Origin of the sequence: Sphingomonas canadensis (assembly GCF_026013525.1) — a bacterium.
Lineage (GTDB): Bacteria > Pseudomonadota > Alphaproteobacteria > Sphingomonadales > Sphingomonadaceae > Sphingomonas > Sphingomonas canadensis.
Genome location: NZ_JAPDRA010000006.1, coordinates 130,404 through 145,810 on the forward strand (window position 1 = coordinate 130,404; position 15,407 = coordinate 145,810).

At 69.1% G+C, this 15,407-nt stretch carries 17 protein-coding genes; 12 read left to right on the forward strand and 5 right to left on the reverse strand.

What is annotated here, in order from left to right:
* Nucleotides 1-2: 2 nt before the first annotated feature.
* The 10 genes from OM513_RS13360 (at nt 3) to OM513_RS13405 (ending at nt 6,868) form a co-directional block, all read left to right on the forward strand.
* Entirely contained in the window at nt 3-965 is a 963-nt protein-coding gene (locus OM513_RS13360) for a 2OG-Fe(II) oxygenase family protein (RefSeq protein ID WP_264944926.1), read from the forward strand.
* A gap of 536 nt (nt 966-1,501) precedes the next feature.
* Entirely contained in the window at nt 1,502-1,687 is a 186-nt protein-coding gene (locus OM513_RS13365) for a hypothetical protein (protein WP_264944927.1), read from the forward strand.
* Nucleotides 1,688-1,756: 69 nt separating this feature from the next.
* A complete protein-coding gene (locus tag OM513_RS13370) occupies nt 1,757-2,788 on the forward strand; it encodes a COX15/CtaA family protein (RefSeq protein ID WP_264944928.1) in 1,032 nt (343 codons plus the stop codon).
* Nucleotides 2,785-3,102 carry a divalent-cation tolerance protein CutA gene (gene cutA / locus OM513_RS13375; RefSeq protein ID WP_264944930.1) on the forward strand — a complete coding sequence of 106 codons (318 nt, stop codon included), beginning with the start codon at nt 2,785-2,787 and terminating at the stop codon, nt 3,100-3,102. Before OM513_RS13370 ends, cutA begins: the two co-directional genes overlap by 4 nt.
* Nucleotides 3,102-3,923 carry a hypothetical protein gene (locus tag OM513_RS13380; RefSeq protein WP_264944932.1) on the forward strand — a complete coding sequence of 274 codons (822 nt, stop codon included), beginning with the start codon at nt 3,102-3,104 and terminating at the stop codon, nt 3,921-3,923. The genes cutA and OM513_RS13380 overlap by 1 nt, the downstream gene beginning before the upstream one ends.
* Nucleotides 3,924-4,078: 155 nt before the next feature.
* A complete protein-coding gene (rplM, locus tag OM513_RS13385; RefSeq protein ID WP_264944934.1) occupies nt 4,079-4,558 on the forward strand; it encodes a 50S ribosomal protein L13 in 480 nt (159 codons plus the stop codon).
* A complete protein-coding gene (gene rpsI, locus OM513_RS13390) occupies nt 4,558-5,106 on the forward strand; it encodes a 30S ribosomal protein S9 (RefSeq protein WP_264944936.1) in 549 nt (182 codons plus the stop codon). The genes rplM and rpsI overlap by 1 nt, the downstream gene beginning before the upstream one ends.
* Before the next feature lie 173 nt (nt 5,107-5,279).
* Nucleotides 5,280-5,804: an RNA polymerase sigma factor gene (locus OM513_RS13395; protein ID WP_264944937.1), complete on the forward strand. Its 525-nt coding sequence runs from the start codon at nt 5,280-5,282 to the stop codon at nt 5,802-5,804.
* The gene (locus OM513_RS13400; RefSeq protein WP_264944938.1) at nt 5,801-6,373 is read left to right on the forward strand and encodes a hypothetical protein; all 573 of its coding nucleotides are present in this window, start codon (nt 5,801-5,803) and stop codon (nt 6,371-6,373) included. Before OM513_RS13395 ends, OM513_RS13400 begins: the two co-directional genes overlap by 4 nt.
* Nucleotides 6,374-6,382: 9 nt before the next feature.
* Complete coding sequence (locus OM513_RS13405) at nt 6,383-6,868, forward strand: hypothetical protein (protein ID WP_264944940.1); 486 nt, start codon at nt 6,383-6,385, stop codon at nt 6,866-6,868.
* A 35-nt stretch (nt 6,869-6,903) separates the two neighbouring features.
* Here the strand turns inward: OM513_RS13405 and OM513_RS13410 are convergent, their stop codons facing one another.
* The 5 genes from OM513_RS13410 to OM513_RS13430 form a co-directional block, all read right to left on the reverse strand.
* Complete coding sequence (locus OM513_RS13410) at nt 6,904-7,287, reverse strand: hypothetical protein (protein ID WP_264944942.1); 384 nt, start codon at nt 7,285-7,287, stop codon at nt 6,904-6,906.
* Between the two features lie 79 nt (nt 7,288-7,366).
* Nucleotides 7,367-8,995 carry an SDR family oxidoreductase gene (locus OM513_RS13415; RefSeq protein WP_264944943.1) on the reverse strand — a complete coding sequence of 543 codons (1,629 nt, stop codon included), beginning with the start codon at nt 8,993-8,995 and terminating at the stop codon, nt 7,367-7,369.
* A complete protein-coding gene (locus tag OM513_RS13420) occupies nt 8,992-9,435 on the reverse strand; it encodes a hypothetical protein (protein ID WP_264944945.1) in 444 nt (147 codons plus the stop codon). Before OM513_RS13420 ends, OM513_RS13415 begins: the two co-directional genes overlap by 4 nt.
* Nucleotides 9,432-10,139, reverse strand: a complete 708-nt coding sequence (locus OM513_RS13425; protein WP_264944947.1) for a DUF4166 domain-containing protein — start codon at nt 10,137-10,139, stop codon at nt 9,432-9,434. The genes OM513_RS13420 and OM513_RS13425 overlap by 4 nt, the downstream gene beginning before the upstream one ends.
* A 22-nt stretch (nt 10,140-10,161) precedes the next feature.
* Nucleotides 10,162-10,725: a GbsR/MarR family transcriptional regulator gene (locus OM513_RS13430; protein WP_264944948.1), complete on the reverse strand. Its 564-nt coding sequence runs from the start codon at nt 10,723-10,725 to the stop codon at nt 10,162-10,164.
* 227 nt (nt 10,726-10,952) lie between these two features.
* On the opposite strand from OM513_RS13430, the gene OM513_RS13435 reads away from it, so the two are divergent.
* Nucleotides 10,953-11,702, forward strand: a complete 750-nt coding sequence (locus OM513_RS13435) for a class I SAM-dependent methyltransferase (protein WP_264944950.1) — start codon at nt 10,953-10,955, stop codon at nt 11,700-11,702.
* Between the two features lie 169 nt (nt 11,703-11,871).
* A complete protein-coding gene (locus tag OM513_RS13440; RefSeq protein WP_264944951.1) occupies nt 11,872-15,357 on the forward strand; it encodes an autotransporter domain-containing protein in 3,486 nt (1,161 codons plus the stop codon).
* Nucleotides 15,358-15,407: the final 50 nt, after the last annotated feature.

Here is a 15,407-nt window from a genome sequence, read left to right on the forward strand (position 1 = left end):
CGATGGCCGACCCCCGGCACGAGGCGATCGAGCCCCTGCTCCGCCGGGCGCTGGCGCATCTGATCGCGGGAGAGCGCGAGGCGGGGCTGGCGATCTATCTCGATCTGCTGCGCGCAGGGCGGGCAGAGGCGATGCCGGTCGGCAACCATCTGGCGCTGCTGGAGCGCGCGGGGCGGGCCGGCGAGGCGGCAGCGTTGCGGGCGCTGACGCTGGAACGCGGCGGCATCCTGGCCCGGCGCGGGGCCGCGCTGGACGGCACGCCGATCGACCCCGCGGCCGAGTATGAGGCGCTGTTCGCCCGCGGCCTGGTGAATTCGCGCATGGTGCAGGACTATCTGGCCGGGCTGTCGCGCCGCGGCGAGGCGGATCGCGTGGCCGCATTCTTCGACGCCGCGCGGCTGCTGCGCATCGTCCGCATCGATCCTGCGCTGGGGCCTGCGGCGCGCGACATGCTGCTGCGCGCGGAGAACCCCGCCGACTATCGCCAATCGGAACTCTCGGTGAACCAGATGTGCCGGATCGACGGCCTGGAGGAGCTCGGCGGCCCCGCCCCCGCCCTGATCGCCGCGCTGCGGACCGAGGCGGACCGCTATCTGGCCGATTGGGCCGCGAGCGATCATCCGCTGGCGGACCAGGTGCCACGTCACATCCGCGTCAAATATTGGGGCCTGATCTCACGCGGGGAAGGCTTCAACACGCCGCACATCCATCACCGCGGCTGGGCGACCGGCGTCTATTATCCGATCGCGGTGGAGGGCGGCGCAGGGCATCAGGGCGGCGGCGATATCTGTGTCGGCCCCCCGCCCCGGCTGAAGCAGCGCTACCCCGGCTGGCCCGACGCCCGCATCCGCCCCGAACCCGGCATGCTGATCCTGATGCCCAGCTTCTACACGCACTGGACCATTCCCCTGGGCGCGCCGGGGCTGCGGCTCTCGATAGCGTTCGACATGATCCGGGCGGGGTGACGGAGAAGCGGAACTGACGGGCATACACACAAGGGGCGGCCAAAAGGCCGCGCCGGCATCTGCCCTGCCTGCACTCATTTGGCCCCTTGAATCCGGAGGGGTATATTTGCACTTCTCATCAATACGCGCACTTTGACGAGATTTTCATGTTGACCTTAATACGCAGGATATACCGCTTCTTCGAGGCACATGAAAAAGCGTTCAGCTCCATGGCGGCGATCGTGGCACTTATTGCGGCCATATTTGGAGCCTTGAGCTTTCTTCTGGGGTGGTGGGGCGGAGCGACGCCCGTCACCCCCACGCCTACCCCGACGGCCACGCCGACTACCTCACCAACACCTACCCCAAGCCCTAGCCCCAGCCCGAGCCGGACAGCGTCTCCGCCGGAGGAGACGCATTGTACGCCCGGTCTACAGCAGGAGGCCACCTCCGCCGTTGAACGGCGGCTCTTGGTAGATTTGGAGGACTATATGGTGGCGCCGCGAAGCAAGGATGTACTGGTGCGCACTTGCGAATATTCAGGCGGGAAGCTTGCCGTGCTCGTCAAGCTGGAAGCCGTCGGCTTGCGCGGGGAGCGGCTCTTGCTGGAGGGCACCTACACCGGCACCCTCCCGCTAGACGGATCGCGCGTGGCCATCCGCCACGTCTCCGGCCCTTTCGATAAGTTGCTCCGCGAGAAGCGTGAGAAGCGGCGCCAGGACGCAGAAATCTGGGGCTTTTAAACCTGGTGCCTGGCCGGAAGCCATGCTGCGGACTCGCCTTCGCAGCCGCGGCGGCGTAGAGGCAGCACCATGCTTCAGCCCTCCCCCATTCCCGCCACCGCCCGGCCGCGCGCGCTGGCGCTCTGGCTGTTCGCCGTTGCCGCGATGATCGTGGCGATGGTGGTGATCGGCGGCATCACCCGCCTTACCGAGAGCGGCCTTTCGATCACCGAATGGAAGCCGCTGAGCGGCGCCATCCCGCCGCTGAACGACGCCCAATGGCAGGCGGAGTTCGAGAATTACAAGAAGATCCCCGAGTATCAGCAGCTCAACCAGGGCATGACGCTGGCCGGGTTCAAGGCGATCTTCTTCTGGGAATATCTCCACCGGCTGTGGGGGCGGCTGATCGGGCTGGTGTTCGCGGTTCCGCTGATCTGGTTCGCGGTGAAGCGGATGATCCCGCGCGGCTTCGGCCTGCGGCTGACCGCGCTGCTCGTGCTAGGCGGGATGCAGGGCGCGATCGGATGGTGGATGGTGATGTCGGGGCTCAGCGTGCGCACCGACGTCAGCCATATCCGGCTGGCGATCCACCTGCTGTTCGCGCTGGCGCTGCTGGCGGCGGTGGTGTGGACCGCGCTGGACCTGATCGACCTGGAGCGCAACCCGGCGGGGCGGCCCGCGCGGCTGACCCGGGTGGGCGCGATCACGGGGGCGGTGCTGTTCGTCCAGCTCCTGTACGGCGCGCTCGTCGCGGGGCTGAACGCGGGCCTGGTGACCGATGAGTGGCCGCTGATGAACGGCGCCTTCTTCCCCGGCGCGACGCAGCAGGGCCGCGGCTTCTTGGACGCGATCGTCAACGATCCGGCGATCGTCCATTTCATCCACCGCTGGTGGGCCTGGGTGGCGGTGGGCGCGCTGATCGTGCTGGCGCGCGCGGTGCGCGGTGTGGATCGCCGTGCCTCGATCGCGATCCACAGCGCGTTCGGCACGCAGATCCTGCTCGGCATCGTCACGGTGATGAGCGGCATGAACATCGCGCTGGCGGCGCTGCACCAGCTTGTCGGCGCGCTGCTGGTGGCTGCCGCGGTGTGGGGCGCCCATGCGATCGGGCGGCGCGGATGAGCGACGTCGCGCTGCTGTGGGTCACCTTCGCCAGCCGCGCGGAGGCGGAGCGCGTGGCAGAGACCGTGCTGGCCGAACGGCTGGCGGCATGCGCCAACATCCTGAACGGCTGCACCTCCATCTATCGCTGGCAGGGCGAGGTCCATCGCGGCGAGGAGGTGCCCGCGCTGTTCAAGACCACGCCGATGCTGGCCCGCCGCCTGCGCGATCGGATCGCGGCGCTGCACGGCTATGAGCTGCCCGTAATCGAAACCTGGCCGGCCGCGGCGGGCGACGCGGTGTACGCCTGGGTATCGGCCGAGACGGGCGCCTGATGCTGTTGACCGTGGTGGCGATCCTTGCGCCGCTCGTACAGGCCGCCAGCTTCGCCCCGCCCCCCGGCCGGCCGGTGCGCGTGATCACCGAACGGAGCGACGGCGAGGGCGAGGACCGCCGCACCTATCGCTCCGAACGCCAGATCCGCTTCACCCGCGACGGCGAGGGCTGGCGCGCCGAGGTGCGCACGCTGGCCGGTTCGGCCGACGGCGGGCCGGAGGCGCAGGCGATGTTCAGCGCGGGCTATGGCGCGCTGGCGGGCCGCACGCTGGTGTTCCGGCTCGACGCCCAGGGCCGCGCGACCGCACTCGACGATCAGGCCGGGCATTGGCAGGCGTTCTGCGACGGCGTGAAGACCCTGATCGCGATGCGGCGCGGCAAGGCGAGCCCGGAGGCGGCGCGGATGCTGGCCGACCGGGTCGCCGCCCCGCTGTGCGCGCTGCCCGCCGACCGCCAGTTCGCCACGCTCGCCTCGATGGTGGAGCAGCTCGCGGGCGGCGAGGCGGTGGCGCGGCCGGGCACGCGGCCGGCGGCGCTGAGCGCGGTTTCGCCCTTCGGCGGCCCGGTGGCGATCCAAGGCACCCAGACGATCGCCTTCGACGGGCTGCTGGTCGTCAGCACCACGCGCGGCGCCGCGGACATGGCGGGGCCGGACGGAACCTCCGGCCGCGTCGAGATCGAGCGGGTGCGGCGCCTGGACCCGCTCACCGGGCTGCTCACGGGCACCAGCGAGACGATCCGCACCAGCACCGGCGCGCGCGCGTCGGTACGCCGTTCGGAGGTGCGCGTGCGGATCGAGCCGGAGGATGCGTGGCGCTGACGCTTGCACTATGGTATTCAGATACCCGTCAGCAAAGCCGCGCATTTGCTTGACTTTCCCGGGCGCTTCCGCCAATTGCCCGCCGTCCGCGCTACCGGAAACGGTGGCGCGCTATTGTTTATTGCGATGCGTTTCTAGCGAAAGGTCCAGGCCCCATGAAGGCGCTGATGAAGACCACCAAGGCGGTGAAGCCGGCCGAAGTGGAAAAGAAGTGGCATCTGGTCGATGCCGAAGGTCTGGTGGTTGGCCGCGCCGCGGTCGTGATCGCCAACGTCCTGCGCGGCAAGCACAAGACGAGCTTCACCCCGCACGTCGATTGCGGTGACAACGTCATCGTCATCAACGCGGACAAGGTGCGCTTCACGGGCCGCAAGCTGACCCAGAAGATGTACTATAAGCACACCGGCTATGCCGGCGGCATCAAGGAAGTCCGCGCCGACAAGGTGCTGGGCGGCCGCTTCCCGGAGCGCGTGCTTGAGAAGGCCGTGGAGCGCATGATCCCGCGCGGCCCGCTGGGCCGTCAGCAGATGCGCAACCTGCGCATCTATTCGGGCTCGGAGCATCCGCACGCGGCCCAGAACCCCGAAGTCCTCGATATCGCGGGCATGAGCCGCAAGAACAAGGTGGGCGCGTAATGACCGACAATCGCCAGTCCCTTTCCGACCTCGCGTCGCTGACCCAGGCCGGCGCCGCCCCGGCCGCCCCCGCCGCGGACGAAGCCGCCAGCGCCGACGCCTATCTGGCGGGTGCCGAGGTGGTCGAGACCGCCCCGCTGCGCCAGCAGGAGCTCGACAAGTTCGGCCGCGCCTATGCCACCGGCCGCCGCAAGGACGCGGTCGCCCGCGTCTGGCTGAAGCCGGGCACCGGCAAGATCACGGTCAACGGCCGCGATCAGGAAGTCTATTTCGCGCGCCCGACGCTGCGCCTCGTCATCAACCAGCCGTTCGGCGTCGCCGAGCGCGAGGGCCAGTATGACGTCGTCGCCACCGTCAAGGGCGGCGGGCTTTCGGGCCAGGCCGGCGCGGTGAAGCACGGCATCGCGCAGGCGCTGTCGAAGTATGAGCCGAAGCTGCGCACCGCGGTGAAGCAGGCCGGCTTCCTGACCCGCGACAGCCGCACCGTGGAGCGCAAGAAGTACGGCAAGGCCAAGGCCCGCCGCAGCTTCCAGTTCTCGAAGCGCTAAGGTCCCCGGGCGGACCGGGATTGCATCGCAATCCCCGGACCCGCCACGGCGTCAGCCAGCCAAAAGGGGCGGTCCGGAAACGGGCCGCCCTTTTTGCTGTAAGCTGCCCTATTTCCCGTAAGCCGCCCTTTTTCCTGTAAGAAAGCCGCGCGTCCGGCGACTATCCCCATGCCATGCAGGATAAACCGAACCAGGACGCCCGCTACACCGCCGCCGCCCGCAGCTATGGCGCGGCGATCGAGCGGCTCGCCCGCGGATATGAGGCCGACCCGGAGCTGCGCCGCGACCTGGTGCAGGAAATCCACGCCGCGCTGTGGCGCAGCTTCGGCTATTTCGAGGGGCAATGCTCCGAACGGAGCTGGGTCTATCGCGTCGCGCATAATGTGGCGGTGACGCATGTGACGATGCGCCGCCGCCTGCGCGCCGAGGCGCTGTCGGGGCTCGACGAGATCGCCGACATCCCCGGCCCCGCCGATACCGAGGCACAGACCGGCGACCGTCGCATCGTGGACCGGCTGCTGGCCACCATCCACCGGCTGAAGCCCGCCGACCGGCAGGTGATGCTCCTCTACCTCGAAGACCTGACCGCCGCGGAGATCGGCGAGGTCACCGGGCTGTCGCCCGGCGCGGTGGCGGTGCGCATCCACCGGACCAAGGCGCTGCTGGCCCAACGCTTCGACAGGAAGGAACTGCCATGAACGACCCCCTTCGCCACGCCTGGCAGGCAAGCGGCGACGCCGCGCTGCCCCCGATCGACCGGGTGCGCGCGGGTGCGGACCGTTTCCACCGCATCATCCGACGCCGCAACCGCGTGGAATATGCCGCCTGCGCCTTCGTCATCCTGTTCTTCGGGCTGCGCGGGCTGACCGGGGCCGGCGATCCGGTGACGCGGGCAGGGGCGCTGCTGGTTGTGCTCGGCACGCTTGTCGTCGCATGGCAGCTCCACCGCCGCGCGCCGGCCGTGGCCCCGCCCGCCGCCGCCGCGCTGGAGCCGGTGCTGGTCCACCAGCGCGCCCAGTTGGCCCGCCAGCATGCCGCGCTGTTGCAGGTCGGCCGCTGGTACATCCTGCCGCTGGTGCCCGGCATGGCGCTGATGATGCTCGCCCCGGCGCTGATCGGCGGGCTGGGCGCGATGCCGCCGTTTCAATGGGTGGCGATCGCGATCTCCACCGCCATCTTCGGGATGGTCTGGCGTCTCAACATCCGCGCGGCGCGCGGGCTGGAACGCGCCATCGCCGATCTCGACGCGCTCGCCGCCGAGCAATAAAAGACGGAGATGGAGATCGAAGACCCCGTAACCGAGACGATCGTCGGCTTCCTGGCCCGGATCGGCATTCCCGTGACGATCGAGCCGGTGGCGGGCAAGACCTTCATCCCCGGCGCCCAGGTGCGTGACGGCGGGCTGGTGTTCGATCCGATGATGCTGCCCTACCCCGGCGATCTGCTGCACGAGGCGGGGCACATCGCGGTCACCGATCCGGCGCTGCGCCCCGCCCTGACAGAGGTTTCGCAGGACCCGGGCGAAGAGATGGCGGCGATCGCCTGGTCCTATGCCGCGGCGCTGGAGGCAGGCGTGGACCCGGCCGAGGTATTCCACCCCTTCGGCTACAAGGGCGAGTCGGCGCGGCTGCTGTCGGATTTCACCGGCGGGCGCTACGTGGGACTGCCGATGCTCGAATGGTTCGGCATGACCGCCGCCCCCGGCAAGGGAGAAGCCGCAGGCCTGCCGGAATACCCCGCCATGGCGCGATGGCTGCGCTGAAGGGGGTGCTTCGCACATAGGGGATTGCCTGAACGCTAGGGGAAGCCCGTATCGCCGTACAGCGCGTGGGTGGCTTCTATCCTGCCCCGTGCATCGGCAGTCCAGCCGATGCGAAACTGGCTGCCGCAGATGAAGGCGTCGTATCTGATGGACGCGGTGCCACTGGTTCCTCCCGACGGGTGCTGCTGGCGCTCCACCTTAAGACCCAGATGCTCCATATATTGTGCCAGATCGCGTTCCGGGCTCCCCCCGGGAAACCGTTTTCGTACCCGCTCCTGAAGTATATCGGTGCCTTTCCGATATTCATTCCCCCATATTCCAGCGAATACTGGATCGCTTCGAGGGTCGGCGGAACGATTATCTCCACATCCGCTCAAAAATATCGCAAATGACAGGAGCCATAGCCCATCTATCTTCATGACGGCAGCATATCGAAAAGCAGCCCCGGAATACAATCGCCGGGACCGCAAGATGCCGATATGCCGTTGCCATTCTCCCTTAATCCACCTCCAACCACCCCGAATACCCCACCACCTCTCCGATCAGCGGCATGCGTACCGTCACCTCGAAGCGGAAGCGGCCGTCTTCCTGCCACTCGCGGGCGGTGATGCGGGGGCCGGCCCAGCGGGGGAGCGGCAGGCCGAAGGCGCTCCAGCCGGCGAATTCCATGCGCAGCCCGTCCGCGTCCGCGGGGAGATCGAAGGCGAAGCGGAGCGGGCCGAAGCGCTCGATCGCGCGGCCGCGGCGGGCGCTCAACTCGCTGGTGAAACGGTGGCCGCCGAAATCGCGGGTCCAGCGTTCGCGGCCGTCCGCTTCGGTGAAATGGACGTGGAGCGGCACGGTGCCCGCGGGCGGCATGCCCATCATCGCCGCCAGCATCCGCGCGGCGGGCGATGTGCCGCGGCGCACCGTCCCCTCCCCACGCGCACCGTGATCGGAGCTGACCTGGTGCATCGCGCGGACCAGCGGGGGCAGCGCGGCGAAGCGATCGCCCAGGATGCGGGCATAGAGCGGCGCGGGCAGCGCGCGCTCCGCCGTGGCGTGACGGATCGCGAGCGCGGCGAAGAGCGGCGCGAAGGCCTCCAGCGTCAGTTCGTCCCCCGCATGGCGCGCGCCGGGGGCGACGCGGCCGGCCAGCATCGCCTCCGCCAGCAGCTCGGCGGCGAGCACCGGAATCTCCGGCCCGTCGCCGTTCGACGCGACGAGGGTCCAGCGGCGCTCGACGGCGCGCCCTTCCGCCTCGCCGCTTAGCGTGACGTGCATCGCCGAACGATCTCCGCCGAAGCGCAGCGTGGCGCGATAGAGCGGCATCAGCAGCCCGCGCAGCTTCGTCAGCGAGGCGATCCAGCCCCAGCGCACCGGCCAGCTCGCCAGCCACAGCGTGCGCATCTGGAAGCCCAGCTCGGTGCCCGCGCGGAAGGTGACGGCGGGGCGGCCGGGCAGCGCTTCGGGCAGGATGGCGTGATCGGGCACGTCGGCGATGCCGGTCAGCCGGCCGCGCAGCCCGGTGCCGTCCGGCAGCAGGAAATCCTGGCGCCGCATCTCCTGCCATCCCCAGCCGGTGGCCCAGCGCCTGCCGCGCCACAGCTTCACCGGGCGGCCGACATAACTCAGGATCGCGGCGGCGACAGAGGGGCCGGCGCTGGCGCGGTTGGAGGCGCTGATGGCCATCTCCACCCGGTCCACGCGCGCCATGCCGGCGGCCAGTTCGCGCACCACGGCGCCCGACAGCGCGGGAACCGAGGAAGCGCCCGAGATCACCGGCACGCCCGCGCGGCGCGCGTCCTTGTCCAGCGCGCCGATGCCGCACACGAAATCGCGCGCGTCGGCCAGGTCCAGATAGGGGATGCGCATCGCGATGCACGCCTCGGGCACGGTATGGCCACTGCCCTGGAAGGGGCCGGCGGCGTCGATCACCAGATCCGGCCGCTCGCGCGCCATCGCCAGGCCGATGCCGTTGGTGCGGTCCGCCACCAGCGGCTCGGCGCCGGGCAGCGTCGCGCTGAAGGCGGCGGCGCGCTCCATGCTGCGTCCCGCCACGATCACGCGATGCCCCCGCCCCGCCAGCCGCCGCGCCAGCCGCGCGCCGAACCCGCCATAGCCGCCGATCAGGAGGATGCGGCTCATGCGGCAAAATCCTCGCGCCGTTCGCGCACGAACGACCAGAAGACCAGCCCGCCCGCGATCCCGGCCAGGCCCAGCGCTGGCAGCGGCTGAACGCTCCAATAGGCCCGCCCTATAAACTCAGCCAGCGAGCTTGCGGAAAGCGCGTCGGGCACCAAACTAATCACCGCTGCGGGCATGACAGCGATGATGGCACCCGCAAGCGCAGCGCTCCACCAGCGGATCCGCCAACGCTGCCTGAGCAGAAGATACGCCGGGAGCGCCAGCAGCAGGAGGTGCAGCATGGCGACCGGGCTTCCGAACAGCACCGCCAGCGCCATCCAGCGCCACCACTGATCGCCGAACCCAAGGGGGTGCGGAACCGACGCCGCGATCATCAGTCCGATCACCGCCGGAGCCACGATCGCCGCCGCCACCGCGCCGGCCGCGCCGCGCCCGCTCATCGTTCTCCCTCCTCATCCTCGAACACCGCGAGCTGGTGGACCAGCTCGCCCAGCCAGGGATGGATCAGGTCCAGCGTGAAGGCGAACCGGCCCGCGCCCAGATCGACATGGCCGATCACCAGCCGCCCCGGCTCCAGCCAGCGCGGCAGGCGCAGGCGCCAGCGGCCGAGCTGGAGGAAATAATGATCGCCCAGGAACAACAGGCTGCCGTCCGCCGCATCCAGCCGCAGCGCGATGCCGATGCCCAGCCCCAGATACTCCTCCAGCCCGGTCGGCCCGGCGAAGCGCTTGCAGCTATGGATAACCTGGGGAAAGCCATGCGCGCGGCCATATTGACGCATCCAATACTGGCCCTTGCCGTCCTCTGCCCCGGTCACGGTGACGCTGGCCGCCACGCCGGTATCGGTGCCGAGCGGCAGCGGCGCACCGATCAGGCGGCAGGCCTGGGCGAGCAGCCAGCCCGCGCCGCGCATCCGGCATTCGGTGACCTGCCCGGCATAGGTGACGCAGGCGCCCGCGGCGACATGGCGGGCGAAGCGGCGGCGCACCGCGGGCGGCAGCAGCGCCCAGCGCGTGTCGCCCAGCAGGCGGCGGAAGGGCGCATCCCCGTCCGTGCGCACGGCCGGGCGATGCCACGAACGGCAGCGCCGCCGCACCGGCTCGCTCCACCATTCGCCTTGCCATCCGGTCGCCTGCGCGCCCATCGCCGCCTCCTGTTTCCAGCGCCTATTTCTCGCCCTTGCCCTTCGGCAGGAACGCCAGCACCCGCTTGCCCATCGCGATCAGCATCATCAGCCGGCCGGGCGGGATCGCGATCATCTGGCGGTACCAATCGTCCATCGTGCGGACGAAGCCGTGCATCGCATCGATCCGCTCGCGCGCGACGGGCGAGATACGCGGATCGCGCGCGGCCTCGTCGGCGCAGGTCTGGAGCGCGGCCACCGCGGGATCGATCTCGCGCTCCTTGCGGCCCTGGGCGACGCGGGTCAGCATCTGCCAAAGGTCGGTCTCCGCCTCATAATGATCGCGCCGGTCGCCCAGCACGGGCACGCGCCGGATCAGCTTCCACCCCAGCAGCTCCTTCAGGCTGTTGGAGGTGTTGCTGCGCGCGATCTTCAGCGTGTCGCTGATCTCCTCGGCATGCATCGGGCGATCGCTGAGGTAGAGCAGCGCGTGGATCTGCGCGACCGAGCGGTTGACGCCCCATTGGCCGCCCATCTCGCCCCAGTGCAGCACGAACTGCTGCACCGCGGTTGGAAGCAGGTTCGTATGATCGGTAAATTCTGTCATAACAGAAATATCGCAAATTCAAGGAATGGAGTCAAGCCGGCCGTGCGGGGGTCATGCACCCAGCGTTCCACGACGGCACGCGGCCGCCGCGTTTGCGGCAGGCCGATGATATCCCAGCTTGACGCAGGGCATTGCGGGCTGCTGAGTGTTTCGCGGTGCCGGTGTCCGCGTTTCGTCCCATGTCCGGGACCGGCGCGCGGCCGCCGGACCGGGGGAGAGTATCAGGGATGACGTCCCGCGAGATTACGCAGTTCATGCCGCTCGCCGACGAGGGGGTGCATGCTGCGCCGCCGGCGGGCGCCTTTTCGGGCAAGCTGCACGTGATGGCATTCGGCGCGATCGGCTGGCCCTGGCTGGTGCGCAGCCTTTCCGGCGGCAAGCCCAGCGCCAAGCAGGCGCTGCTGGAACGGCTGGGTCTGGCCGCGGATGCCCTACCCTATCTGGGAAGCTGGAAGGCGGATACCGGCTTCCTCAACCTGATCGTGGACCATATCGAGCAGCACCAGCCGCAGACCGTGCTGGAACTGGGCGCGGGCGCATCGAGCCTGGTGATCGGGCGCGCGCTGCAGCTTCACGGCGGCGGACGGCTGATCAGTTGCGACCAGCATGCCGGCTTCGTCGATGCGACCCGCACCTGGCTGCAAGAACATGGCGTGGAGGCGGAACTGCGTGCCACGCCGTTCCGCCGGCCGCCCAACGGCTGGCCGGGCATGTGGTACGATCATGGGCCGCTGCCCGACCGGATCGACCTGCTGATCGTCGATGGCCCGCCCTGGGCGATCCACCCCTTCGTCCGCGGCGCGGCCGACAGCCTGTTCGACCGGATTCCGGTGGGCGGCACCGTATTGCTCGACGATGCGGCGCGGCCGGGCGAGCGCGTGGTGGCGCGCAAGTGGAAGCGGCGCTGGCCGAATTTCGACTTCCGGCTGGTCCATGCCGGAACGAAGGGCACGTTGATCGGCGTCCGGAGAAGCTGAGCCGGGGCGCCGGGCGGCCGTCCCCGCCACTGTTGCCGCCGGGCATCGAAATTGCGCAAAGCGTTTCCGCAGCGCAACAGATGCTTGTCCTGTGCGTTTAAGATCAATAACCTGCCAGAATCGCGCGTGCCTTTGGTACAGCCGAATGAATAAACGAGGGGCTCAAATGATGACCAACAGCAAGCTGTCGCGCTTCCGGCGCGCGTCGCTCTTTATCTCCGCCGCGGCCTTCTGCGTCGCAGCGGCCGGTACCGCACACGCCCAGTCCGATGAGGGCAACGGCCTGCTGGACATCACCGAGTCCGTGCTGGAGCCTCAGGACGCGAGCATCTCGCTGGTCCCCGGCCGCCCCGACATCGTCGAGGTCGAGCGCGATCCGCAGATCGTGATCGGTGCCCCGGGCACCCCCACCACCGCGCGTGATCCGGTCAACGTCAACGGCGTAGGCCAGATGATCGTCGATCAGGGCGGCGGCTTCATCGGCCTGTGTACCGCGACGCTGATCAACCCGCGCACCGTGATCTTCGCCGCGCACTGCGTGAACGATCTGCCGGGCAGCTCCTATGGCGCGGCCAACGGCGGCACCGCGATCGGCTTCGGCTTCGAGAACAACCTGCGCGCCAACGCCCCGGGCGAGACCGACGAGCTGGTCCGCTGGCTGCTCGGCGGCGCCGGTGGCGCGGGCCGGTTCCAGACCAACGTCGCCCAGGCCTTCTACAACTCGAACTTCGTCACCTATCACCCCGGCTCGCTGGAGCCCGAAGCGAACCAGTTCCTGTACAGCGACATCGCGATCGCATCGCTCGACACCCCGGCCAAGAACGTGCCGACCTGGGCGATGCTGTTCTCCGCGCTGCCCCAGGTGCCGATCACGGCCAACGGCAGCGGCTATCACGTCACCATCACCGGCTATGGCAACAACGGCACGGGCTCGAGCGGCTCGACCGGCGGCATCGACTTCCGCCGCCGCATCGCCGAGAACATCGTCGGCGCGCTGGCCTCGATCGACGATTTCGAGGGCTTCCTGTTTGGTGGCGGTGGCGGCCTGCCGCAGAACCTGTACTGGATCGACTTCGACGATCCCCGCCGCGGCACCCAGTCGGCCGACCCGCGCGACTTCAATGCGTGGCGCGACAATCCGCTGCCGCGTGAAGGCATCACCGCCAGCGGCGATTCCGGCGGCCCGCTGATCCTCGACCAGCAGTATGCCAAGCAGCTCGTGATCGGCGTGCTTTCGGGCGGCTACACGCGCTTCTTCAACGGCGCCCCCGCCAACGGCTATGGCACCGCCAGCTTCTATCAGCCGCTCTATCTCTATTGGGACTGGATCGCGGAGAACAACCCGTACCGCTATGTCGCCGCCAAGGCCGGCAACGGCGACTGGACCGATCCCAACCACTGGGTGACGACGGTCGATCCGAACTATTTCATCCTGGATTCCAACGGGAACCTGGTGAACGGCGTGCCGACCACCCCGGGCGAGGGCGTGAACGGCACCGACGGCAAGTTCGGCCAGGCCTGTTTCGAAGGGCCGATCAACGGCGGCTTCAGCGACTGTCTGGACATGGAAACGGGTACCTATACCCAGACCCAGCGCCCGATCGGCACCTCGGCCGTATCGGATCGCGCGGTGGTGAGCATCCGTTCGATCCTGGGCGACGATGCCGACGCGCTGCTCGAGGCCCAGGACTTTGACCTCGCGGCGGTTTCGCCCGAGGCACAGGCCCAGCAGCAGGCGGCCGTGCTGCCGTCGGCGACGATCGCCAACGGCCTGCCGGGCGCGACCAATTTCGTGCCGAACAACATCAACACCGGCCAGGGCGCCACGCCGCGCTACTTCGACGTGACGCTCTCCGCGGCGGGCACCACCACGCTGAGCAGCAGCGTGACGATCGATCGCCTGACGATCTCGGGCACGAACACCGCGCTCAACGTCGCGTCGGGCGGCTCGCTCACCAGCCTGATGGACATCAACCTGCTGGCGGGTGCGGTTCAGGTGAACGGCACGCTGAGCACCCCGGGCGACTTCTTCATGATGTCGGGCGGGCTCAACGGTTCGGGCACGATCAACACGCCGTACTTCACCAACGTGGCTGGCGGCATCGCGCCGGGCACCACGGGCACGATCGGCACGCTGACCTTCAACGGCAACGTGATCCTTTCGTCGGGCAGCAAGCTGTACATCGACCTGTCGAACACCGGCGCTTCGGACAAGATCGTGGTGAAGGCCGGCGCCGACGGCACCACGGGCGTGGCCAGCATCGGCGGCCAGGTGAACTTCACCTTCAACGGCGCGGTGCGCGCGAACAACACCTACACGATCCTCACCGCAGCGGGCGGCGTGCAGGGCACCTTCGTTACGCCGCAGTCGCTGAGCGCGATCCTGAAGCCGCAGATGATCTACACCGCCAATTCGGTGCAGGTGAACGTTCAGGCGGGCAACTATCGCGACGTCATCGGCCCGCAGACGCCGATCGCCTATGCCTATGCGCTGCTGCTCGATCAGAACCGCAGCAACGCGAACAACTATGACTCGCTCTACGGCCCGCTCGACCTGCTCGACGCGGCGAGCATCCGCAACGCGCTCAACGGCCTGGCGCCCGCGAGCGAGACCACCGCGGGCACCATCGGCACCGTCGGCCTGGAAGCCATGTCGGGCTTCTTCCGCGATCGCGCGATGTCGCTCGATGGTTCGAACATGAGCGGCGGCATCGCGCGGATCAGCGCGCCCGCCAACCTGAGCTCGGTGGACCTGACCGGCATGCGCACCGGCGCCCCGATGCAGGCCGGCGCCTCTTCGTTCGTGCAGGAGGGCACGCTGCCCGAGAACATGAGCGCGTTCGTGGCGGGCGGCTATCTGAACGGCGATGCGCTGTCGATGCCGGGCACCGGCTGGGGCGGCCGTGACAACTACAACGGCTGGTACATGGCCGGCGGCATCGAAACCGCGCTGGGCGAGAACGCCGCGCTTGGCTTCGCGCTGTCGTACACCGACCTTGACGGCACGGCCGCCGTTCCCGGGCAGACCGCGACGGGCAAGCTGTATCAGGGCACGCTCTACTCGAACTACAAGCTGACCAACGCGCTGCGCGTCGACAGCATGTTCAGCGCGGGCCTGTTCGATATCGGCACGCGCCGCACCGTGTCGTTCCTGGGCAACAGCTACACGCTGCGCGCCTCGGATCAGGCGCTGGCGCTGACCGGCGAGGTCGGCATCAGCGGCGCGGTGGACGCCGGCCCGATGACGCTGACCCCGCGGCTTGCGCTGCGCACGGCGCAGGTGGGCTTCTCGCCGACGATCGAGACCGGCGGGCCGACCGCGCTGCTCTACAAGCGCGACAAGCTGCGCAGCGCGCAGGTGCGTGGCGGCGTGACGCTGGCGGGCAACGGCACGAAGTTCCGGCCGTACCTGAGCGGCACGCTGGTCCATGAGTTCGATGGGCGCGGCGCGGTGTTCTCGTCGAACTTCGTCGGCAGCGCCACGCCGGGCGTGCTCTTCCAGACCACGGAAGCGGCAGGCGCCTGGGGCGAGGTCGGCGGCGGCCTGACCGTCAACACCGGCAACATCGACATCTCGCTCTCGGCAGAGACCACCGTCGCTCGCGACGACATCTCCGCCCAGACCTATCGCGGCTCGATCTCCTTCAAGTTCTGAGCCGCGCCGCTCCGGCGGCACCTATCGCGGGGCCGTTCCCTCCGGGGAGC